We start from the raw sequence: 24,110 nt of genomic DNA on the forward strand, positions 1-24,110 counted from the left end.
CTCCACTTTTTACTTCTAGTGAACTTGAATTTCCGATACTCACACCACTACCATTTACTACCAAGCGCTCCTCATGTACCTGTAGCTCTGTTGATGTCCCAATACTCACACCACTGCTGTTTACTACCAAGCGATCGCTCCCTACCGTCAACTCTCCACTTTTTACCTCTAGTAAACTTGAATTTCCGATACTCACACCACTACCGTTTACTACCAAGCGCTCCTCATGTACATTTAGTTCTGTTGATGTCCCAATACTCACACCACTGCTGTTTACTACTAAGCGATCGCTCCCTACCGTCAACTCTCCACTTTTTACCTCTAGTAAACTTGAATTTCCGATACTCACACCACTACCGTTTACTACCAAGCGCTCCTCATGTACATTTAGTTCTGTTGATGTCCCAATACTCACACCACTGCTGTTTACTACCAAACTGCCCTCATGTACATTTAGTTCTGTTGATGTCCCAATACTCACACCACTGCCGTTTACTACCAAACTGTCATCATGTACCTGGAGCGGAGTTGAATTCCCAATACTCACACCACTGCCGTTTACTACCAAACTGTCATCATGTACCTGGAGCGGAGTTGAATTCCCGATACTCACGCCACTGCCGTTTACTACCAAACTGTCATCATGTACCTGGAGCGGAGTTGAATTCCCGATACTCACGCCACTGCCGTTTACTACTAAGCGATCGCCACCTACCGTCAAATTTCCACTTACATCTAGGTTTGAAGTTGATGTACCTATACTTACACCAGTGCCATTTACTACTAAGTTACCATCTACCTCTAAGTTACCCTTTATTTTTTCTGTACCCGTCTCTGCAACATTAAGATTAGAATCTATCAATTTGGCAAAATCTTCTCCAGAAGGGGTTGCACCCTGTTTGAATTTGCCTTTTAAGTAATCTCTATTTTGTGCAGTCATAATTTTTAATCCTGATTAATTAACAATAAAATTATCACCGATAACCATATAACCAATGCCGTAACTATCTGGTTCAGCAACTGCTGTTATTTCATGGTTCTCAGCAGAAACCAAAATCGAATCTGGTTTCATCTCAATATTTTCTTTAAATTGAAAACTAGCAACATAATGTACATATTCTCTTTGAGCAATAAAGTTGATAACTAAAGATTCTTCAATAGAACGGCCCAAAGGAATGTCCACTGTCTGATCATAAGCCCAAGGAGCAAAAAATTCTTTAAGCTCTTCATTGAGTTTATTGATATATTCACCTTCTCGACTTGATTCACCAGAAAACACAACTTCCATTGTACAGGTAACAGGTTCATACTCAGGATTTTTTACCTCTACTTCTACAAATTCTGAAGTATATTTTTTGAGTAAATCTTTTATTTCCTTAAGCAAATACAAAGGTGCTTTCGGTTCTTCTGGCAAAGGCGTAGTATTAGAAATATCAGGTATGACAACCACTGTCACCTTGGGAGCAGCAGGGTTGTTGTTGTCATCAGTTGCAGCAATACATTTTACCTTATATATTTCCGGGAATTCTTCTAATACCAGACGTTCGTAATCCCAAGCTGTTATTGCCCTCTGTTTATGGCGTAGTCTTTCACTAACCCGTGTAATAAATTTCTCATCATTTTCTTCAGGTTTGCCACCAAATGATGTAGTGGGTTGTTTTACTATTTTAATAGCTGATTCGGGAATAACAAATCCTTGAATAGAATTAGCTGGTAAAGGTTTCTCAAAATGATCTACAGCATTCCCCTGGTTTAAGAAAGTAGCACTGACTGCTTGAGTTTTAATATCCAGAGTTTCAGGAATAGCCAGGGCATTTTCTGTTACACTGGCTCGTAACCAATGTAAACCACTAGGTAATATATGCTGGTCGGTATCTACTTTTGGCACTACCAACTGGATAATTCCGGTATTTAATAATCCGCTTGTACTATCATACACGATCTCTTTGTCTTCAAATTTCTTCCAAGAATTACCATCCAAGTAATGCCAGTAAATCTGGGGTATTTGTAATTCTTTTTCTCCACTTCCTGGTATCATTTGAAAAAGAATAGAGATATCTTGGGGTGGCTTTAGATTGCGAAGACCAATGTATAACCTACCTTCATTTTCATATTGAGGTAGGAGGAATTTTTTATTTTCTTGAGCGTTATCTTCTGGGTCATATTGATCGGCATAGCCAAATGAGTCTTGGATATTCACATAATACCCAAAAGGATGAATTTGAAATATTTGGTCAGACTCTTGTTCTTGTGGAGAACTTAGCAAGTTAATTTTGAGTTTAGGAGCTACCTCTAGCAAGTTAATTTCGACTGAAGTGGTATAGTCGAGGGAGATAGCTTTTACTTCCGGGGTGTAAGGAGGATATACAATTTTTGTAGGTACTGGAGTTATTGTACCCTCTAGAGTTATTGTACCTCCTGGAGTTATTGTATCCCCTGGAGTTATTGTACCTTCTAGAGTTATTATATCTCCTGGAGTTATTGTATCCCCTGGAGTTATTGTACCTTCTAGAGTTATTGTATCTCCTGGAGTTATTGTATCCTCTGGAGTTATTGTACCTTCTAGAGTTATTGTATCTCCTGGAGTTATTGTATCTCCTGGAGTTGATGTAGAGTTAGATAAAGCAATTTGATTTAATACTATAGGATATAAATCATGTCCAAAATCTGGTTTTTCTAATTCTAATTTAAAGTACCTGCTGTATTCAAAAGGATCGTCTGTCTCAATTTCTAAGGTAGAAGTTTCTGGAGAATAGTTGGAAATATTAATATTATTATATTCAAGCTCAATAGTATTAGTTAATTTCCCCTGCTCTTCATTAAAAAGACATTTATTTTTTTCAATATCCTCCCAATTTTTGTTATTGAGAAGTTTTAAACTAGCCTTAAAGCTTTGATTATTAATCTCATCTATTTCCAGAGTTTCATAATAAGTTTTATAATGTTCACTAAAGTCATCAGGAAGTCCAATCCATTCCATTTTTAGGGTCAGACCATCTAATTTTTTCTGGCTTATTTCTTGATTACTGAAGTAAAAACCAGAACCTACTTTTGGATAATTACCAAACAGTTCAAAAGCTGCTTTACTATCAAGAACTGAATTATCGTTTCGCAGTTTTACATCTTGAATATTTTCAGCTTTGACCTGTATATGGACTTTTTTTAATTCTATAGATTTAAACTGTTCATAATATATTTTATATTTTTTTTGCTCGGTAGTTTCTGCTTCTGATAATTCTTCTTCAGTAGTAGTTTCTTCTTCTGGTACTTCTACTTCTACTTCTACTTCTTTCAACAAAATTTTGATAATTGGATAGGGAGTTGGAATGACAAAATCTGACTCCTCATTTGACTCATCTAAATTTAGTGGTAAGATAGCAGGTAAAGTCGAATCAAGGGTTAACTTAAACTGTAAATTGTCAATATTAATATAATCAATTGCAGAATCCCTGTATAAATTTATCTTTTCATTATTAAAATTCTCTTCAATAGTTTTATCATCTAAAATTCTTTCTATATTAGCAATTTTCTTATTGCTTTCATTTAATGAAGTAATCTCGAATATTTTACCGTCATTCGATATCAGAATTTGCCCTACATTTTCTTCATCAAAGGTCTCATCATTATTCAAAGAAACAGTTTGCTCATCTCCAGACAGAGATATTTGTTCAGAATTATAGCATTTCAGTGGTTTTTCTACTATAAAATTCCCTATTCCCCAACTAAAAGATTGAAGTTGTATCCATTCTGTTCCACTACTCAAGTAAATATCAAAAGGTTCAACCCCATCATCTATTAATTCTTGGATATCACTTTGCTCCAAAGTGCCTTGTTCTGATTCAAAACTCAGAATAATAGTCCGTTCACCTTCTGGCAAAAATAATACCGGAGAACTAACAGCAAAACCGATAATTATTGGCGTATTACGATTGTCACTTCCTAAAGTTTTAAAACTTGTTTCTAACTGTAATTCACTTTCCTCTCCCTCATTTGCATCCACTACAGAACTTGCATAGATATTTTCAATTCCATCCGATTCGTTTTTATTAACAAATAAAGTTTTAATACTAGCTACTTGAGCTTGATTAACATTTATCTCCCTATCAGTCTGATAATGAAGGTCAATACCTTGACTATCTACACCTGCATTTAGCAATGTTTCTTGTTCAATCCGATGTTCTTCTACTCCTGGAACCAGCTCAAAAATTACATTTACCTTGTCAGCTACTTCTTTTTTATTAGTTAACTTCAGTACATCTTTATAATAAAAATCAAGATATCTTCCAGTCAGGTCTTTGAACTGTTGCTGAGGATTTTCTAGTAATTTTAAAAATGTGAATAATAAAACTAGATGAGGTTGAGATAATTGCCTTAGTTTATTTTGGTCTTCGTTAAATTTTTGGGGATTCTCAATGTAATCCACCATGTCATCAACTTCTTCATCAAAGAAATTAGACCAATCACCATTTTTACTATTAGATATATCATAATAGTTTACGTTCGTAGCATACTCTTGTACAAACTCAAGTAAATCTGACAGACTGCGCTCCTCCACTGCCACATAATCTGGTTTCAGTTCTTTCAAGAGGCGATCGCTCTGACTCACCCCATCCCGAAAAGTTTTTTCTTGATTTTCACTCATCAGCTAAATACCTATTCCACTTATTAGTTTCCCTAAATCCTCTGCAACTTTTTTTCCTTTTATCTCTTATCTGTTTCCCACTAATTTTAAACCATAATAGCCTTACTAAACTCAAGATAAATTATGAATAATAATTGCATATCTATAAGTTTATTATCAAATTTTTCTCAAATAAACTTATAAATCTTAATCTAAATTTTAAGTTCCTAGCCATATTTTATTAGTTGTAGTAAAGTTTCCCATTCCTGAATATTGAGGTGCAGGGTCTGGTACAGGAGGTGCAGGACCTTTAGGGGGTTCCTTGGCAGGACTTTGGACTTCAAATTTAGCTGTAAATATGCTTCCTTGAAGTAAAACTTTTTTTCCACCAGTATTAGTTTTCATGGCTTTTTGGTCTGCTCCTAAAGATGCTATTTTTAATGTACCAGTTCCGGGAATTACATAAGGAGGAGAAATGTACATACATCCGGGGACGGATAGTTTTTTTTCATCCCCATCAACACAAACTTTTTTTCCTTTTAATGTGGCTTTACCGCTAGCTTTTAAATTACCTGGTTTTACTGTAACTATTGCTTTCCCAAAGGCGGGAATAAAATTGGCTTTGTCGCCATCTATGAGAATAAATCTAGACATTGAATTTTGATTTTTTGAGGTGTATCAGTCCACTACAGCTAGAATATCAGCGATCGCCTCACCACTCATCAAGTTCCAAGTGTTCTGAGTCTTTCGTGCATATTATTAATGGCCTCTTGATAACTTATTTTCTGCGTTTCAATATCTTTAAGTATTTCAGACATCTTAACCGTGTTTTCTTCCAGTTTTTGAGGATCGGTGATATCCTGCTCCCTGATTGTTATACCAACAGCATCCACGAATAGGAATCTCTCTCTTAATTTCTCAATTTCATCGTCAATTGTTTTAAAGAGTTCCAAATTGTTACTGGCCTCTTTTCTCTTACTTTTTCTCAAAAGAAAACGCTTTTTAAGTTTTAATTTCTTAATGTACTCTTCATCCGTGTTATTACCCTCCATCTCAAATTTTTTCTCGAGCAAGGTGTCAATTGTATCTATATATTTCTCAACTAATTGACTGAGTTCGTCCAATTTTTCTTCCACAATTTCCTTCTTCTTATCACCGCTATTCCAAATAGTCATGTTATCATCAGAAAGTTTTGCTATCAACTCAGAGTCAGAGATGATTGTATATTCAGGGAAATTAGCTTTTCCTGGACTAGAACCTTTAAAGCTTGGTTGTTCATTTGTTACCATTGGCTTCCCTTCTTTAGAAAAGCCAGTCTTACCTTTGAAGGTATACGTTCCTAGTTCAAACTGAGCAAATTTTATTTCGTACAGTTTCTTGTGAAATATACCAAGCGCATGGCCTTGAATATTCGCACCGATATCCGCCAATAACTTAGCATTCAAATCATAGCTTATTAAAGACGAAGATCCAGGATCAAATCCCTCTTTAGCAAATTTGAATCCACCCTCCAGATTTAGCTTCGCATCTGCCTTGCTTTCTACGCCTGCAAATAAATTGCCACTAATACCAATAACATAGCCACTTCCGGCAGTAAGTCCTGCATTGATCTCCAGTCGGATAAACGCTGAGTTGTTAGAGGTACCATTCAACCTCCATAGAGGATCTTGCCTTTCCTTGCCAACCGATCCCTCTAAACCAAGTTTAACTCCACCATCAATCTTAATACCCCCATTTGCTTCCAACCCAGGGACTATAGGAAAGAACACTTGCAGATCGACTGGCCATACTGGAAGCAGGGAACCTGGTAACACTAAACCCCCGTTAACTGTAGCCTCGGCAGATTCTATACCCAGTTCTTTTGAGTCTGGATAATATTTAATAATTCCCCTTCCTCCAAAGCCAAAGTAATCACCAAAGCTGACACTGAATCCACTCTGGAGCAGGGTTTCATATTTTTTGCTATTACCCGAAATTGTAGCTTTCGTTTCTTCAAGGTTCACCAAGTTCCACAATGTGAAAGGATCTACCCCTATTTCGATAGTTTCCCAATCAATGCCATCCTTATTAACCGTTAGCTTCTTAATAGTGTTTTTGAGCGTGATATCAGCCGGCAAATTGACCTCTAATTTTCCTTCACCAATCTCCATTAATCCATCTTTATAGGAGATATTAGTAGCATCTATAGTCATGAAGTCGAGGGGTGTTGCATGTATATTTCCGCCATCAACAGAGAACGAGAGTTTTTTCTCATCATTATCATATTTAAGTGTAAATTTTCCCTCAGCAGTTACCTGTGGTATCTGAGCTTTAAGGTTTGCAGTGCCTTCTATTGTCCATCCTTTGCTACTGGATATTCCAGCCGATATCTTAAAATCAGTGATTTTCAAGCCACCATCAGAAAATTCTATATCCTGAGTTTTGGTCTCTATCTCGACATTATGAAATTTGCCTGTTTCGTCAATCTTCAGCTTTTTGAGTGTAATCTGTTTAAGACCATATCCCTCCTTCAAGATCAATTCCGCATCATAGATAGAAATTTCTCCATTACTGATACCAATAGAAGCTGATTCAATGCCAAAGTCTTCAAAGGGGCCAGGTAAATTGTTGACATTAAAATTACTTAGGGAAACGTTAGATAATTTACCTTCTTTATTCAGATCAATTTTTGCACTTGATGTAATCCCTACATCTCCCAGCATGAATGCAGCTGTTGCTTCAAAAGTGGACCCTTCAGAAGCACTCCATTGAGCCTTTAGATTGGTTATCTTTAAAAAATCTTTGCCAAAATTTAACTGCTGAATCCCTAGCTGCGCCTCTTGTAAGCCCTCATCTTCTATCTTGAGTCCAGCAATGGATAGACCTTGCAGGTATAAAATGTCCAAACCTACAGGCCCTTTAATTACCTCAATTTGATTAATCTGTTCCACAACTAGGGATTCATTGCTCCACAACCAGGGCATCAATATTTTGACAATGGGCTGACTAATATCATCTGGAAATTGTTTGTCAAAAAGACTAATTTGAAAACCAGCCTTAACAACCAAACCCCCTGTTTTTTTCTCGATATCTTTCTCCTGATCTTCATCAGTTCCTCGCTCAGTGGCCATCTCGTGAAGAACCAGTCGCATAGGTGGAATATGTATTTGCCGTATGGGAGGCTGTTGAGCATCACTCTGCTGCGGGTCTTCTGCTTGAGGAGTATCTTGACTGATGGGTTCCTGCTCTGGAGATAGAGATTGCTGTTCCTCAGAAATCTGGGCCTGTAATTTCTTCAAGGCTTCCTGCATTTCCGAGGGTATGGGAGGAGCCTCCTTATTAAAGCCAGACGCAATCATAGACTCCGGCTCTTTACTTTTCCACCAATTGCCCAGCCAATCAACGGTAGAACTAGAGAGCCATGCCGCCACCTTACCAGGAGAATCTCTAAGAGTTATAATCACTCTCAACTTAGTCATAATGGAGTCAAGGGAACTTTCTTCAATTTCTCCATTTCCGATAATACTTTCAGGAATACTTGCTTCATTCTTGTACCACCAATTGACAATACTCCCATAGAGATAGTAAACAAAGACCCTTGCCTCATTGGGAAGCGTTTTCCAAAAGGAATGCAACTTTTCAATGACAGAGATCAATTCAATCACATAAACAATACTTTTGATAACATTTGAATCAAGTGAAGCCGTGATTCTTTGCATTGCAAAAATTATCCCTGCATTCACACCCTCATCCACCGTACCCCGGGCAGCCCTACCAACCATCCAATACCCTATCTTTTGGGGAGAGAGTTCATCACTGATCTTAAGGCGTTGTATGGGTAGATAATCTCTACTTAAAATACCAGAACTAGAATAGTCCTCGTGAACTGGAGCAAGTGGATAGCTAAATTCAGAACTCAAGGCTTTGACACCCATAACATCTGCTTCTCTTTCCAAAGAAGGGTCGTCATTAATATTGATGTTGCCTTTCATCTGCACGGTAGGATTTACCCTTCCTTGCTTTTGTTGCACTACATGCCAAGTCTCATGTGGTAGGTGTCTTTCTTGACCAGAAGCTAGATAAATATTCGTTCCTTGAGCATAAGCATGTGCCTGTAATTGGGCAGGTTTAGGGGAATTATAATGAACTTTAACATTATCAAGAGAATATCCTGATAAGTTTTCTACCCCTGCTTTGAGACGATCTGGTAATCCTGTTTTATTAGGGGTAGGGACTTGTGCTGTGAGAGAACTAGACCGAGGTGGTGCTTTGAGCTGATGTACAGGTGTAATATTAGGTTTTCTGTCCGGACGCCTGGGTACTTGTAACTGCTTACCGTTCATATAGCTTGGTGGCGATGAATAATCAGGTTTACTGCTTTGCTCCGCCAAATGGGTTAACTCATTTGTTTTTGTTTGAACTACCCCTAAAGTAGGAAAATCTGACCGAGGTGGTGCTTTGAGCTGATGTACAGGTGTAATATTAGGTTTTCTGTCCGGACGCCTGGGTACTTGTAACTGCTTACCGTTCATGTAGCTTGGTGGCGATGAAGAGTTTGAGCTAGAAAGATTTCCCATTACATTTGCTATCATTGCCCCAGTCTTAGGTTTGCGGTATTCTGATAAGTCAGTTGTTGCTGAGGTGGCTGTAACATTCTGAGCAACGGGGGGAAATTTGCTTTCCTGAAAAATGCTCTTTTTCTGGCCAATATTTGCTACTTGGCTGGATGTAATTTTTTGCCTACCGAGAGTTCCCATAATCTTATGTATCTTTATTTGTGTTTTTTTTATATTTTTTTGTCAATAGTAGCTTAGTTTATTATGCTTTGCCACCCATCAGAGCGATCGCTCTATCCCCATCTCCCCATCTTCCATCCACAGGGTTTCAGCAGTTCCTTATAAGGGATAGCATAAAACCAAGGAGGGGAAATTTAACAGTGTTATTGTTCCCCCCAAGCACTTAGAAATTCGACTTGATTTTTCATGTCTTCTGCTGATTTATATCATGTTCGGATAATCAGTTATAATAAAATTTAAGGACTCTGGGTACTGACAGTACCAAAAAAATACTGAAATTATCAATACCCCATCTCCAATATTTCCTGTGTATTCCTCCTTTCTTCCCTCCTGACTCCTGACTCCTGACTCCTGACTCCTCACAACAGTTATTTATAAGTATTCAACCGAACATGATATTACTAGCAATTATCCTTAAAAGACGACGCATTTGTTGGCCAATAGAATAGCTTTGAAAACCTAAAATAATTCCTGAATGATTTCGTCTTTCCTCATTCATAGCTTTTTGGCATAATTATTTATCATATTTACAACATAATAGAGAGTTTTTTGGGTTTCGTGACCCACTATCGTTTTGGTTAAGGTTTTGGTTAAGAATGATTTGGTTTTAATTTTTCGATCAATAGTGTGTTATATCATGTCCGGTTGAACAGTGATAAATAAATAACTACCGAGGAGTCAGTCCTCAGTCCTCAGTCCTCAGGAGGAAAGAGGGAAGAAAGAAGAAAAACTGGAGTTGAAGGAGAAAGTTTTTTTATAACTAATTATCCGGATATGATATTACATTTCATTAACACACCCTACAAGAGTGATTGCAACGCCAGATAGGTGCTAATATACTTCGTCATGAGAACCAAAATTAAGCAACAAAATAGCTTCTTCTTGATCTTCATAATTTTCAATAAATTCAAATAAAATACGATAGCTATAGTCGATGGAACATGACCAAATATTGGATAAATCACCTTTAAGTTTATGGGTGTTTCATTAATTGATAATTGATAATTACCTCGGGTTTTAACCGCTACGGAATCGAATATAAGGAAATATTATTTCTTTTTCCCCCGATCAAGGGGAGGCTTTAAACCAAAATCATTTAATTATTAATTATTAATTATTAATTATTCGGTAAGCTAGGATGAAAGGGTTCTTCTGCTAACTGGCGCAAAACTTCTTCAATTAGTGGTCGCAAATCAGGTCTCTTGCGTACCATTCGCTTAAAAGCTCGTAGTGATTTAGGTGTCCAGGCAATTTTCATGGTTGATCGAGTTCTTCTAGAAACTGATAGACTGAGCCAAATTTAATATTTCCTTCGGCTAATTCTTGGCGAATTTCTTTGATTTCTTGGGATATAATAGCTCTTCGTTGTTGATACAATCGCTTTTGAAGAGTATTGATTAATATCTCTTGCTCTTCTAAAGACAATTTTTCAACTGTTTCAATTGATTGTTGAAAGGCTGAAGTCTTGATCATAATTCCTCAGTAATTTTGATTGAATCTTCTTTCTATTTTATCATATTTCAGCTATTGAGCTTCATTAAGATAAAAAGGATAAACCATATTAGACCTAGTATTAGTTGCCCGCACAGTATAACTTACACCAATTAATAATAATCCCTGTTCTTCTCCTTCTTCAACACTAATATCATTTACTTCTATGCGAGGTTCATGCTCCAAAAGAGCGTCAGAAATTGTACCTCTAATTCTAGTAATTAAACTTTGAGTAACTTCTTCAAACATAAACTGACTTAATTCACAACCAAAGTCTAATTGCATCACCCTTTCTGAGGAACCAGTTGAGAGAATAATCTCTAAACTCTCTTTAATATCTTCCTCATCTGATACCATTTCCACTGTTCCTGTATTCTTATTAAAGGTAGGTGGAAAACTCCATCCTGTTCCTAAAAATGAAAGATTTGTTTCCATGGTTTACTCATCCTTGTATATGAAGTACAGATATTAATGATTAAATGTTTGTTTGTAGTGCGGGCATTTTGCCTGCTCTGCTATAGCATCTTGCCCGCGATGGGTGTACCTCACCCAGATGGAATCTGATGTATCTTTTTAATATCAAATCAATTGTCTTCAGAGTAATATAATTCCTTTGATGTTATACAATGCGTAAGGGCGAATATCCATTCGCCCCTACAATTATCCTCAAAGTCATAATATGACATTTTACTTATTCCTTTATTGTCTCACATCACATCCACTTTTGACCCTTTAATCTTGATATTTTTACCTTCAATTGTAATATCTTTACTTGATTTTATCTCAATTCCTTTGTCATTCATAGTTATCGTATTACCATTTTCATCTGTTAAATTAATTCCTTTACCCTTCTCTGATAATTCAATCTTATTGCCTTTTGGAGTACTAATTTCAATTAACTTATTTTCATCATCAAAAACTATTTGTAATGATTCTTTAGTTACAATTCCTTTCTTATTATTTTTCTCAGTTACTTCTAAACCAGGAGGTAAAGCATTTTTTTGACTATGCACAGCTCCTAAAATTATAGCTTGTCTAGGGTCATCATTAATAAAACCAACAATTACTTCATCACCAGGTTCTGGTCTAAAGAAAATACCTCTTTTATTACCAGCTTCCACAGAAGCTAATCTTGCCCAAACAATACCATCTGTTTCAATTGATGGAATTTTTACTTTTACCCTAAACTGTTTATCTGGGTCTGCTTCATACTTATCAATAATCCCCATTTGCAAGCCATTAATTGCTGGAATTAATCCTGCTGCTGAAGTATCAATAATATCGTTATTTTGTCGATAAAAAAAGTCAGCAGATAAGCCAAACTGTACATCAGTTTGCCAACCTTCCAAATCAACTTGATGGCGAATTCCTGTTACTAATGTACTCCCATTAAAGCGTTTACTAACACCAGCAACTTCCATCATATCTCCCGGTTTTATCTTACCAAATCCAGGCACTTTGATGCGACCTTTCAACATCGACAAACTGCTTTTTAATAATTTTGCATCTGCCCAAGCTTGTATTTCTTGTTCTTCTATTTGAGTTATACTTATCAAATTAAGTTTATCTCCACCAACAGCTTTTGATAATGATGTATCTCCTTTTAAATTTCCTTGCTTAAGATTAAATTTTTTACCTGCTGATGTTAATACTTTCTGATTTTTAATATCCCAAGCTTGACTTTTTACTTCCCCATATTGATGACGAATATCAGCTTCCATTTCTAATTCATAAATCTCATTCCTACCATATTCAAATGTATGTTTTGGCGAGCCACTTAAATCTGGCTCTTCTACAGTAATTTGACCATCATCAACTATAACCCAGTTACCATTAATATCAGCACGAGATAAAACAAAATCCCAGTCAGTGCAGTAATATTGCACCATTTCTTTGTGCTTTGCTTTAGTTGCTTTAGATTTAACTTGTAACCCTGAATTTTTAATAATTTTGTCGATAATTTCATTGTCTTTCATATCTCGAAAGACAATACTTTTTCTTTCGGTACTAAGTTTAATTGCTGCATCTTTTAAGTCAATGGTAAGCAAAGAACTATATCGATCTGCTTGAACGGAGTGTTTAACTACAATCCCTTTAAAAACTGTTGCTTCCTCTGAAACTTTACTCTCATAACGAAGTTTGATTTCGATTGTTTTACCAGGCTTGAAAAAGTCCGTATTACTAATAGCAAATTCCTGTTTTGCCGCGTCACCATCTAAGAGAATTATTTGAGCAGAGGGAATTTTATTCACCTCTTTGATAATGTCAATTGACATAATACTGTATTCTGGGTTTATGGTTGACCCTTCACTCAAAATTGTTGCTGTGACGACACCACTCATTATTTTTTATGTTGATTGTTCTTCTTCTTTAACTGGAGGAAATTTAATATTTGTACCTGCTTTTAATTTTCTAAAATTATTGAGATTATTAACTTTAGCAATCTGAATATAATAGGCAGGATCACCGTAGATTGTTTGTGTCATTAAAGGCAATTTATCCCCACTTTTGACTATCCTAGAATGATATACATCGGGAGAGTTTTTATTTTCTTCTTTAACCCGCTTGGAGTCTTCTATACTTCCAACAAAAACTGTATTTAGTTCTGCTCTAGTAGGTTGTCCGCTGCGATTAAAAAGAGTATAATTAATCTCAACTGATTCGAGGCGACAACTAAAATTTAAGTCTCCCCATTCAATTTTCAAATATTTAGGCTCGTGGATGTTTCCATCCATATCAGTAGTTAACTGAAGAAAATTCTGGACTCGAAAATAAACATCATTATCTCCCGAAGATAATAAACTTGTTGCTCCTAAACTTGTTACTCCTGTATTATCTAAAATCAACTTTAGAGACAATTTCTCGGGTTTAGAGAGAGAATATTTAGCCATACGTCCGCTGGTATTAATCCCTTGACAAGTTTGATAAACATTCTCGTATTTTAAAGAATATGATTCGGGATTAAACATCACTTCAAAGGTGTCTTTTGGAGAACCGCTTCGACTTGCTGTGTCATAAACATTAATCTTGAGCTTTTCTAATTTGAAAGTATTTTTAATCACTTCTATTTTTTACCTCTCTCGTTGACGTTCTAATATTTTTAGGACTTGTGCGACACAAGCAGCAATAATTTCTTGTTTTTGTCCGGTAGTTTCTTCAGTTTGAGATTCTGAATTTCCATCATTATTGTTGACAATATTGGCACGAATAATTAATTCTTTGATTTCTACAGGCATAATTAAATCCTCAGACTTTGAAATCTCGCATAAGCTAATTCCATTGTATCAATTACAATGGCATTGTTATTAGCATCTAAATCTGATATACTCCATTTGACTGGATAAGCTCTCTGAAATAGCCAACCAGCAAGAGGAGCAGTATCTTCATTTAGGAGTATAACTAAAACATTGCTAGGGGCAAATTCCATGGTACTCATAGCAACATTAAATTCTACATTCAGAGGAGAGCCAATTACCATTCCTCTTTCTAAAATTAGATTATTATAGGTGACATGATTTGGCAAACGATGTCTGAATATATTCTCCCCTCCTTCTCGAATATCTGTTGTTTCTATTTCTGCAGAAATTCCAGATACTTTTTGAAAGCGAATATCTAAAGGATTAGGGACAACTCCACCTACTAAAAAATTAACTAGAAAATAAAATCCTACAGGTGGATTTTCGGTTAAAGTAAGTTCTGGAATTATAAAATTATCAAGCATTATTTATATTTAGAACAAAAGTTAAAGGTTAGGTGTTTAACTGTTATTGAGAAAGTTTTCAGGCAATTACTTCATAAGTAGAAAGGTATAACTAATTGACTTCTCCAATAATAAAAAATCAAATCAATTATCGTAGATAAATCATCAATGATTTCCCCTTACTCTCTACTCCCTCTTTTCCGGAGAGGTCTAATGTAAAATGTTATTGCGACTGAAACGGAGTGGAAGGAAGCAATCTCAATTACTTCTGGACTTTCCAAATAATTTCCATTTTAATAATTATTTATGTCCGTCTAATTAGGGCTTGCTGATTAAATCTAAAAGCATTGACATATAAAGATTTTAGCCTTTTTGGGCTCGAAAAAAGTACCTGATTTTCAGCTCTTCATGCTCAAAAAGTTAGTATTTTAGGCGCATAGTTGGGCAGAAAAATTCAGGGACAAAACTTAGCTCCTAACTTCCTCGCTCCCGAACCTTTTCTCCTGTCTCCTGTCTCCTGTCTCCTGTCTCCTACCCCAGCAAAAAGACTTTCCATACGCAAACCCTAATTATTTAGGACTTACGCATTTGAAGAAAACTCCTATGGTCTCAATGACGTTAATGACTTAGATTTTGCGTAAGTCCCCATTTTATTAGTACAATTTAATAATTATCCTGGATAGTCAACTTTGAGACTATTAGCCATTAATTCTAAACTCTCAATGGCAACTTCGTTGCTAGTAGCATTAAATGATGGTGCATCTAATTTCTTTGGGAAAGCATTTACTGCTGTCCAAGATACAACTGCTTCACCTGCTTCGTCTAATAAATCAATCTTAAGATCGCGCTTCTCTACAGTATTTAAGTTAATTGTATTAATCCAGTTCAACAAATAGCTATCTGCTCTGACAATACCTTTTTTGAGAGTTAGGTTAACAGGTGAATCTAATCCTGGCATATACTTTGCCCCTTCTTTATAACTTAGGCCATCTCTGTAGGTAATAGTTTCGTATTCAATGCTTAGTCCCGATACTTCTGAGAATGCGTGGGAGTCATCATCTCCTATGGTGACTCGGTAGAAAAATACTGGTAGAGGATAAGTAGCTTTGATATCGTCTGGTGTAGTTGCCATGATTTATTTTTCCTTGATTTAAATGTTTGTCTTACCCAATCTTACGATTAATTTCACCGAAAAACTAAAGAGAAAAAATTTCTTTTTAGTTAATTATCTTCTGAAAAAGAAGAATTCATTAATTAATAATGGACAATAAATAATAGATAATTAGAGTTTGCTGAAAAAGTCTTTTAGTAGGGTTAGGAGACAGGAGACAGGAGACAGGAGGAATGGGAATGAACGAGGAGGTAGGAGCTAAGTTTTGTCAGAGTGATTTTTCTGCCCAAATCTTGATCAAAATCCGCTCATTTTTGAACCATTACCACTTAAAACCTCGCACTTTTTGATACTTAAAAAGGCTAAAACCTTTATTTATCAAAACTTTTATATTTAATCAGCAAGCTCTAATTACCTCTGGTTAAAACCAAGAGGATTGAAGATCAGGAAATCTCCTAGCACTTTTTTTCTTCTTAAAAAGAGAAGCTTTAAACCGAATTGATTAACTATCAATTATCCATTATTAATTATTCATTATTAATTATTCATTATTAAACCTATGCCTCCTGTAATTTATGAGAAAATCTGAGAATAATAAACTCTGCGGGACGAACTGCTGCAATACCTATTTCTACAATCATTCGTCCTTCTAAAATATCCTGTTGTGTCATACTTGTACCCAATCCTACATTCACAAAGAAAGCTTGGTCGGGAGCGCTACCTGCTAATGCTCCTTGTCGCCATAACCCCTCCAAATAAATTTCGATTACGGATTTGACTTTTAACCAGGTAACACTATTGTTAGATTCAAAAACAAGAAAACTGCTAGCTTTTTGAATTGATTCTTCAACAAAATTGAAAAGTCGGCGCACAGATACATAACGCCATTCATTATCGTTACCTGCTAATGTCCTTGCACCCCAAACTAAGGTTCCTTTGCCAGTAAAAGTGCGAATAGCATTTATTGATTTACCTGTAAAGTGGACATTGAGGTCTTCCTGTCCTTCGTCGTTAATTTTAATTGTAGGACCTGTAACTGATGTTAAACTTATATTCGCAGGTGCTTTCCAAACACCCCGCTCCCTGTCTACTGTAGCATATATTCCTGCTATAGCGGGACTAGGAGGTAATATGACTCGCTGTTTATCTATCTCGGTTTTAACTTTGTTATACAATTCTGTATTATCAAACTGATAATACCATAATTGTGGCTTAACCAGTGGTTCATTGGAGACTGGTGATTCTACATTGGCACTACCATCAACGTCTTCCTTCAGGTCAAAGTTGCGATCGCTATTTGCCTCTTTCCAGTTTTTCCATTCTTTGAGGATTTTTGCTACTTTTGTACTTTCTTCCCTGAGTTTAATAGTAATAGAATTATCGCTCACTTCAAAATCTGCAGCATTCGCATTATCCTCATTGTTAATAGTAATTGTTACTTTAATATCTACTTCTTCTTGATAATTCTGTGTTCCGTGATGGGTAACTACCAGACCATTAGGTTTAGTTCTATATATCCTTAAATATAGGAGATCGAGTCTTTTGGCAGGATCGACTTTACATATACAACCACAACAATTACCATTTTTCCTAATTTCAAAATTCCCTTTGGAACTATGACTTTCCCATGCTTCAACAATTTTATCTACACTGTTGCAGTCTTGTTTGACTTTGATTCTGAGAATTTCATCGCGATCGCCTTTTATTTTAAATTTTACATCTTCTTGCTGGTCACAGTGAATAGTAATATTTACTTTTGGTCGGTCTGACTTACTTCCAGTATAATTGACTATCAGACAATCATCATCACCCCTGTATTCAAAGCGTTGGTTATAAAAAGGGTCAATGCTTACAGAATCATCTGTGTAATAATAGTTCAGGGAAGTTTGCAAGTAGGGATGGTAAGCAGCGCCATATTTTAAATATAGTGTGCCAATTCCTTCTCGAAATTGATCGACTCTTCCTTTTGGTCGATCGTTGCTATTATTCTTTTCAAGAACGTCAAAAATAGCAAACCTGTCCTTTAGTTTATTGCATTGTGCCAAAGCTTGTTGACAAAGGTTATAATAATCGTTTTCACTATCTAAATTAGTTGCATCGGTCAGCAAAATCAAAGTAGGTTCGTCTTCTGTTTCTAAAACATCTAAACCTTCCTCAAAATTTTCGATTAGTTTTTGTTGTGTATTTTCGTATGTACCAACTGAAACAATGTAACAACTACCCCCACCATTATCAAAAAACATCTGCAAGGCATAGTACATTAAATACTTAAGGTCAGCAATGTTAGCGATCGAAATTTCATCTGCGCTCTCTTGAATGTCAAATTGGCCTGGTTCAGCTTTACCAAAAAATGTTTCATAATCCAGGAGAGAACGAATTAGAGTAGGTTTATTTATTAACTCTTGTTTAGTTTTTGGATCGGTATAACCAATAAAAGCAGGAATTGCTGTAGATACACTAGCAACTGAGGGAGGTAATGTAGAAATTTCTTCAACATAAACGTTGGGAGTTTTATATGTCACCATAATTCAATCCTGAGTTTTTGCTTTAGAGATATTTGAAAGAATAAGGTTTCAAACTTGCCTTTTTTAAGGATATAAAAAAACCATATTCTGCATTCTAAGTCACCAGCTAATCTCTGGATATACTGATAACTGATAACTGAAATTATGCTTCTTGTAATTTATGGGAGAATCTCAGAATAATAAACTCTGCGGGGCGAACTGCTGCAATACCTATTTCTACAATCATTCGTCCTTCTAAAATATCCTCTTGTGTCATACTTGTACCCAGTCCCACATTCACAAAGAAAGCTTGTTCGGGAGCGCTACCAGCGAGTGCTCCTTGTCGCCATAACTCCTCCAAAAAATTTTCACTCATAGACTTGACTTTGAGCCAGGTAATGGTATTATTAGGCTCAAAAACAGCAAATTCTGTAGATTTTTTGAGTGATTCTTCAATGTAATTGAATAGTCGCCGCACAGGTATATAACGCCATTCATTGTCATTACCTGCTAATGTCCTTGCACCCCAAACTAAGGTTCCTTTGCCTGTAAAACTGCGAATGGCATTGACAGACTTACCTGTACTGTGAACATTTAGGTTCTCTTGTAATTCATTGTTAATTTTAATTGTTGGACCGATCGTTGATACCAAACTAACATTAGCGGGTGCTTTCCAAACACCTCTATCCCGGTCTACTTTGGCATATACTCCTGCGACAGCAGCACTAGGAGGTAATATAATGCGCTCTTTATCTATTTCTGTCTTGACTTGATTATAAAAATCTGTATTGTCAATTTTATAATACGATAAGGGATGGCCGTCTCCTAATTCTTTGGTGGATAATGGAACTACATCGGCACTACCATCACCGTCTTGCTCGACCTCAAAATTCTTTTTATAGGTTTGCTTTTCCCATTCATCAATAATTTCTTCTACAGTTGTGTCGCCTTCTTTTTTGATTGTTATTTCTAAGGTTAAATCTGTAATTCTAAAAGATATCTGATTCTTACTACCTTTAATAATAGTTACTTTAGGTTGCTTATCCGCTCTCCCTTGATGAGTGACTATAATACCATTAGGTTCTGTGGTGTAAAACCTTAATAAGGATTTTAAGAGGGTAAGAAATGTTTCTTCTTGTTCTGCGACATTTTGAGTCTGATCGCCATTTGAGCTAACTTCAAAATTTTGGCGTTCATCTTCCGATTCATTCCATGCTGTGATAATTTCTCCTACAGTTGTGTCGCCTTCTGCTTTGATTTTTATTGTTAGGGTCTTACCATCAGTGTTAAAACCTATATTATTAATAGAGTTTTTGATAATTTTTACTTGAGGTTTATCTGACTTAACCCCCCTATAACTGATTTTCAGACCTTCAACCGTTGATTCAAAGTATGATTTTATGGGAGTGGTTGTTTTAGTTTGGATATTACCTGCTTCAATATTAAAACCCTCACAACTTCTTCCTCTCCTTTGCCATGCTGCGGTAATTTCTTCTACACTTGTGTCGCCTTCTGCTTTGATTTTTATTGTGAGACTATTGACGACAATATTCTCAAAATCTATATCATTATTATCGTTGCGGATAATTTTTACGTTTGGTTGATCCGAGTTGCTTCCCGTATAAGTGATTTTCAGACCTTCAATTGTTGATTCAAAGTTTTGTGTAGTTAAGGGAAGCAGCGGCAGTATAAGAGGTATATCTTCTCCATCTTCATTTTTAATTACAGTTCCATCTTCATCTTTAGTTACAGTTGCACTTACTATATAAATATCATCATGTACCTCATCACCTAAGTCGATATTAAAATTTTGGCGATCGCCTTCCCATACATTCCATGCTTCGATAATATGTTCTTCTACTCTTGTATATTCAATGTTTTGGATTTTTATTTCTAGGGTATTATCATCAGTAATGTTAAAATCTATATCATCACTTTCATTTTTAATAATTTGTACTTTGGGTTCATCTGAGTAGCTTCCCGTATAACTGATTTTCATACCTTCAAGCCTTAATTCAAAGTCTGTATCTAAAGGAGTCAGTGTTTGTGTTTTGATAGTATTAACATTAGGTTCAATATCAAAACTCTGGCGATCGCCTTCCGGTGCTTCCCATGTATCCCATGCTGTGATAATTTCTTCTGTAGTTGTCTCCCCTTGTTTTTTGATTTTTATTTCTAGAATCTTATCGTCAGTAATAGAAAAATCTATACCACCACCACTTTCCTGATTTTCGCTAATTTCTACTTTAGGTTCATCTGACTTACTTCCTGTATAATTGATTCTCAGACCTTGAAATGTCGATTCAAAGTATGATCCTTCAGATTTAACCATTACAGAATCATCATCGTAATAGTAGTTCAGTGAAGTTTGCAAATAGGGATAGTAAGCTGCACCATACTTTAGATAATTTTGACCAATTCCGTTGCGAAAATCAGTAATTTTCTTTTCATCATAGGTATCGGAACTACCGTCCAACACTTCAAATATACCAAACCTATCCTGTAATTTATTACATTGTGCCAAAGCTTTTTGACAAAGGTCATAATAATCTTGGTCAATTTCACTATCTAACTTAGTTGCATCCGTAAGCAAGATTAAAGTTGGTTCGTCTTCCTGTTCTAAAGCAGCTAAACCTTTCTCAAAATCTTTTTTATTCTTTCCTGCTGTGTATGAACCAACTGAAACTATATAACAATTGCCACCACCATTGTCAAAAAATATCTGTAAGGCATAATACATTAAATATTTGAAGTCAGGAATTGATTCGATAGAAATTTCATCTTCGTTGACATCAATATTAAAATTAGTAGGTTCAGCTTTTCCAAACAAAGTTTCATAGTTCAGTAAAGAAGTAATTAGAGTAGGTTTATTCGTTAAATTCTTTTTTCCATCTAGAGCTTTTTCAGTATAACCAATAAAAGCAGGTATTGCAGTGGATACAGTTGCCACTGAGGGAGGTAATGTAGAAATTTCCTCAATATAAACGTTGGGAGTTTTATAAATCTTGACCATAGTTTAATAGGTAACTAATTTTTATAATTTTTATAACAAATCCGGATGATTGTTATTGCTAAGTCATTGCGACTGGAACGGAGTGGAAGGAAGCAATCTCATGGGGTTGTGGAAAATTGCTTCCTATCGTTATTCTGCATTCCCAGTCACCAGTGAATCTCTGGACGTACTGATAACTGATAACTGATAACTGATAACTGAAATTATGCTTCCTGTAATTTATGGGAGAACTTGAGAATAATAAATTCCGCCGGACGTACTGCTGCCAGACCTATTTCTACATTCATTCGTCCTTCTAAGATGTCCTGTGATGACATAGTTACACCCAGTCCCACATTCACAAAGAATGCTTGTTGAGCAGTGCTACCTGCTAATGCTCCCTGTCGCCATAACCCCTCCAAGAAGTTTTCGATCATTGACTTAACTTTCAGCCATGTTGCACTGACATTAGGTTCAAAAATGGCAAATTCTGTAGCTTGTTGCACTGACTCTTCGACGTAAATGAATAGTCGGCGCACTGGTACATAACGCCATTCGTTGTCGTTACCTGCTAATGTTCTTGATCCCCAAACTAAGACTCCTTTACCTGTAAAATAACGAATAGCATTGACAGATTTACCTGCCGTGGCATCAACGTTAAGGTTTTCTTGAGCTTCGTTGGTAATTTTGACTGTGGGAGCTGTGACTGATGCTAAACTCACATTAGCGGGTGCTTTCCAAACCCCTCGGTCTCGGTCTACCCTAGCATAGACTCCTGCTATGGAAGAACTAGGAGGTAAGATGACTCGCTTCTTAGATATTTCTGTTTTAATGTCATTATACAAACCTGTATTAGCAGTTTCGTAATACCATAGGGGTAATGGTGGATTTTTGAATGCTGGTGCTGGATCGGGTACTACTACAGGGACACTGCCATCACTATCTTTCTTTAGTTCAAAACCATATTTACTATCATTGCTTACACCTGCCCATACTGTGATGATGTCTTCTACTGTTGTTATTCGGTCTGGTGATTTGAGAACTATTGTAATGCTGTTATCTGCTGCAGGTGTAACTGTTACTGTGTCACTACTACCATTACTAATAGTTACTGTTGGTGCATCGGTCTGTGTACCTCTATGAGTAACAGCAAGACCATTAGGAGCTGTTCTGTAAGCTCTCATTACTATGAGACTCAGTTCTGATGGAGTGTCCATCGTACTTATATTAGCATTGCCAGTACCATTTTTCGTGATTTCAAAATTCTTTTTGTTTGCAGGAGCACTAGTATCCCATTGGTTGAAGATATCTTCTGCAGTTGTAGCGCTAGCGTTTTTGATTTTGATAATTAGAGTTTTATCGTCGGAGCTAAACTCAAAATCTACTGTATTTCCATCGTTAGGAATAATATTTACTTTCGGCACATCACTCTCTCCTCCTCCATGAGAGACTTTAATACCCTCATCACCTGCTATTACCTTCGACCTTAAAAATGTATCGAGTGGTTCTGCAGGATCTAACACTTGGATCTCAGCACTGCCATTACCATCAGGATTTTCTAGGATTTCAAAATTATTTTTTTCCTGATCAAAACTAACCCATGCTTCTGCGATATCAGTTGCAGTTGTAGGGAGAGTTTTTATGAGTTTAATTATTAGAGTTTTGTCATCGTCGTCAAAATCAAAATCTACTGCTTCTTCACCGTTAAGAATAATCTTTACTTTCGGGTCATCATTCTCCTCTCCTGTATGAGTGACTGTAATACCATTCTCACCTTCTATTACCTTCAACCTCAATTCCAGAGTATCAAGTTCTGTTGGAGTGCTAGCTTCACCTACAGTATCATCACCAGTACCATCTTCCTTTACTTCAAAATTCTTTTTGTCAGGAACTTTACCCCATTCTGTGGCAATAACTGATGCTTCTGTATCATCTGCAGCAAGTTTAATTACCAAAATTTCTTCATTATTACCCCAAAACTCAAAAGCTACTACTACACTAGTATCTTCATCATCTATAGTATCATCAACAACAACATTTACTTTCGGTTCATCTGACGTTACTCCCGTATAACCAACTATCAGACCATCATCAGCCGTTTTGTATTCAAATTTTTGATAATTAAAAGCTTCAACAGTTACAGAATCACCAGTATAATAATAGTTCAGTGATGTTTGCAAGTAGGGGTAGTAAACAGCGCCATAGTTCAGGTATTCTTGACCAATTCCATCTCGGAATTTATCAACACCTCCTGTTTTTGTTCCTGATACTTCTTCTTCTTTGAGAACATCAAAGACAGAAAACCTATCCTGTAATTTATTACATTGTGCTAAAGCTTGTTTACAAAGATCGTAATAATCAATCTCACTTAAATTAACCGCATCACTCAGCAATATTAAAGTAGGTTCATCTTCTTTCTGTAAAGCTGCTAAACCATCTTGAAGTTTAGCTGGGTCTTTTGGCGCATCAGTATCACTATATGTACCAACTGAAACAATATAACAAGGGCCTCCACCATTATTATAAAACATCTGCAAGGCATAATACATTAAGTATTTAACCTTGACAACATCAGCCATATTACTAATTGAAATTCCATCTGCAGTCTCTTGAATTACAAACTTAGCTGGTTCAGCATTTCCAAACAGAGTTTCATACTCAAAAATTGAAGTAATTCGAGTTGGGACATTCGTTAAATCTTCACCATCATCTTGTATAACCTTTGCCGTATAACCAATAAAAGCAGGAATTCCTGTTGCAACACCCGCCACTGAGGGAGGCAATGTGGAAATTTCCTCGATATAAACATTAGGAGTTTTATAATTAACCATGATTAAGTCCTGAGTTTTTGCTTGATATATATTTGAGAGAATAAGGTTTCAAACCTACCCTTTTAAGGGGAAAAAAAAGGTGGTA

At 36.1% G+C, this 24,110-nt stretch carries 15 protein-coding genes; all 15 read right to left on the minus strand.

The window, feature by feature from the left end; all coding sequences use genetic code 11:
- Positions 1 to 940, minus strand: a 940-nt coding sequence (locus F6K23_RS21795) for a NosD domain-containing protein (protein ID WP_293159736.1), incomplete at its 3' end; no start/stop codon positions are given.
- Between the two features lie 15 nt (positions 941 to 955).
- Complete coding sequence (locus F6K23_RS21800; RefSeq protein WP_293159738.1) at positions 956 to 4,642, minus strand: baseplate J/gp47 family protein; 3,687 nt, start codon at positions 4,640 to 4,642, stop codon at positions 956 to 958.
- A gap of 198 nt (positions 4,643 to 4,840) precedes the next feature.
- The gene (locus tag F6K23_RS21805) at positions 4,841 to 5,275 is read right to left on the minus strand and encodes a hypothetical protein (protein ID WP_293159740.1); all 435 of its coding nucleotides are present in this window, start codon (positions 5,273 to 5,275) and stop codon (positions 4,841 to 4,843) included.
- Positions 5,276 to 5,343: 68 nt separating this feature from the next.
- A complete protein-coding gene (locus F6K23_RS21810; protein ID WP_293159742.1) occupies positions 5,344 to 9,357 on the minus strand; it encodes a DUF4157 domain-containing protein in 4,014 nt (1,337 codons plus the stop codon).
- Positions 9,358 to 10,513: 1,156 nt separating this feature from the next.
- Complete coding sequence (locus tag F6K23_RS21815; protein WP_293159744.1) at positions 10,514 to 10,654, minus strand: hypothetical protein; 141 nt, start codon at positions 10,652 to 10,654, stop codon at positions 10,514 to 10,516.
- Positions 10,651 to 10,869 (minus strand): hypothetical protein, encoded by a 219-nt coding sequence (locus F6K23_RS21820; RefSeq protein WP_293159746.1) that lies wholly within the window; start codon positions 10,867 to 10,869, stop codon positions 10,651 to 10,653. Before F6K23_RS21820 ends, F6K23_RS21815 begins: the two co-directional genes overlap by 4 nt.
- Before the next feature lie 51 nt (positions 10,870 to 10,920).
- Complete coding sequence (locus F6K23_RS21825; protein ID WP_293159748.1) at positions 10,921 to 11,322, minus strand: GPW/gp25 family protein; 402 nt, start codon at positions 11,320 to 11,322, stop codon at positions 10,921 to 10,923.
- Positions 11,323 to 11,594: 272 nt separating this feature from the next.
- Positions 11,595 to 13,229, minus strand: coding sequence for a type VI secretion system tip protein VgrG (gene vgrG / locus F6K23_RS21830; protein WP_293159750.1), 1,635 nt, complete (start codon positions 13,227 to 13,229; stop codon positions 11,595 to 11,597).
- A gap of 6 nt (positions 13,230 to 13,235) precedes the next feature.
- Positions 13,236 to 13,949: a hypothetical protein gene (locus F6K23_RS21835; protein ID WP_293159751.1), complete on the minus strand. Its 714-nt coding sequence runs from the start codon at positions 13,947 to 13,949 to the stop codon at positions 13,236 to 13,238.
- Between the two features lie 9 nt (positions 13,950 to 13,958).
- On the minus strand, positions 13,959 to 14,123 hold the full coding sequence (locus tag F6K23_RS21840) for a DUF5908 family protein (RefSeq protein ID WP_293159753.1): 165 nt from the start codon (positions 14,121 to 14,123) through the stop codon (positions 13,959 to 13,961).
- 2 nt (positions 14,124 to 14,125) lie between these two features.
- Positions 14,126 to 14,608, minus strand: coding sequence for a phage tail protein (locus tag F6K23_RS21845; RefSeq protein WP_293159755.1), 483 nt, complete (start codon positions 14,606 to 14,608; stop codon positions 14,126 to 14,128).
- A 649-nt stretch (positions 14,609 to 15,257) separates the two neighbouring features.
- Positions 15,258 to 15,719, minus strand: coding sequence for a phage tail protein (locus F6K23_RS21850; RefSeq protein ID WP_293159757.1), 462 nt, complete (start codon positions 15,717 to 15,719; stop codon positions 15,258 to 15,260).
- A gap of 536 nt (positions 15,720 to 16,255) precedes the next feature.
- Positions 16,256 to 18,223: a phage tail sheath C-terminal domain-containing protein gene (locus F6K23_RS21855; protein ID WP_293159759.1), complete on the minus strand. Its 1,968-nt coding sequence runs from the start codon at positions 18,221 to 18,223 to the stop codon at positions 16,256 to 16,258.
- Positions 18,224 to 18,365: 142 nt separating this feature from the next.
- Positions 18,366 to 21,215: a phage tail sheath C-terminal domain-containing protein gene (locus F6K23_RS21860; protein ID WP_293159761.1), complete on the minus strand. Its 2,850-nt coding sequence runs from the start codon at positions 21,213 to 21,215 to the stop codon at positions 18,366 to 18,368.
- Between the two features lie 203 nt (positions 21,216 to 21,418).
- On the minus strand, positions 21,419 to 24,025 hold the full coding sequence (locus tag F6K23_RS21865) for a phage tail sheath C-terminal domain-containing protein (protein ID WP_293159763.1): 2,607 nt from the start codon (positions 24,023 to 24,025) through the stop codon (positions 21,419 to 21,421).
- Positions 24,026 to 24,110: the final 85 nt, after the last annotated feature.

Origin of the sequence: Okeania sp. SIO2C9 (genome assembly GCF_010672455.1) — a bacterium.
Lineage (GTDB): Bacteria > Cyanobacteriota > Cyanobacteriia > Cyanobacteriales > Microcoleaceae > Okeania.

Bases quoted from the DNA above. Each gene is read 5' to 3' on its own strand.
- F6K23_RS21800 (WP_293159738.1), bottom strand. From the start codon at position 4,642: ATGAGTGAAAATCAAGAAAAAACTTTTCGGGATGGGGTGAGTCAGAGC.
- F6K23_RS21805 (WP_293159740.1), bottom strand. From the start codon at position 5,275: ATGTCTAGATTTATTCTCATAGATGGCGACAAAGCCAATTTTATTCCC.
- F6K23_RS21810 (WP_293159742.1), bottom strand. From the start codon at position 9,357: ATGGGAACTCTCGGTAGGCAAAAAATTACATCCAGCCAAGTAGCAAAT.
- F6K23_RS21815 (WP_293159744.1), bottom strand. From the start codon at position 10,654: ATGAAAATTGCCTGGACACCTAAATCACTACGAGCTTTTAAGCGAATG.
- F6K23_RS21820 (WP_293159746.1), bottom strand. From the start codon at position 10,869: ATGATCAAGACTTCAGCCTTTCAACAATCAATTGAAACAGTTGAAAAA.
- F6K23_RS21825 (WP_293159748.1), bottom strand. From the start codon at position 11,322: ATGGAAACAAATCTTTCATTTTTAGGAACAGGATGGAGTTTTCCACCT.
- vgrG (WP_293159750.1), bottom strand. From the start codon at position 13,229: ATGAGTGGTGTCGTCACAGCAACAATTTTGAGTGAAGGGTCAACCATA.
- F6K23_RS21840 (WP_293159753.1), bottom strand. From the start codon at position 14,123: ATGCCTGTAGAAATCAAAGAATTAATTATTCGTGCCAATATTGTCAAC.
- F6K23_RS21845 (WP_293159755.1), bottom strand. From the start codon at position 14,608: ATGCTTGATAATTTTATAATTCCAGAACTTACTTTAACCGAAAATCCA.
- F6K23_RS21850 (WP_293159757.1), bottom strand. From the start codon at position 15,719: ATGGCAACTACACCAGACGATATCAAAGCTACTTATCCTCTACCAGTA.
- F6K23_RS21855 (WP_293159759.1), bottom strand. From the start codon at position 18,223: ATGGTGACATATAAAACTCCCAACGTTTATGTTGAAGAAATTTCTACA.
- F6K23_RS21860 (WP_293159761.1), bottom strand. From the start codon at position 21,215: ATGGTCAAGATTTATAAAACTCCCAACGTTTATATTGAGGAAATTTCT.
- F6K23_RS21865 (WP_293159763.1), bottom strand. From the start codon at position 24,025: ATGGTTAATTATAAAACTCCTAATGTTTATATCGAGGAAATTTCCACA.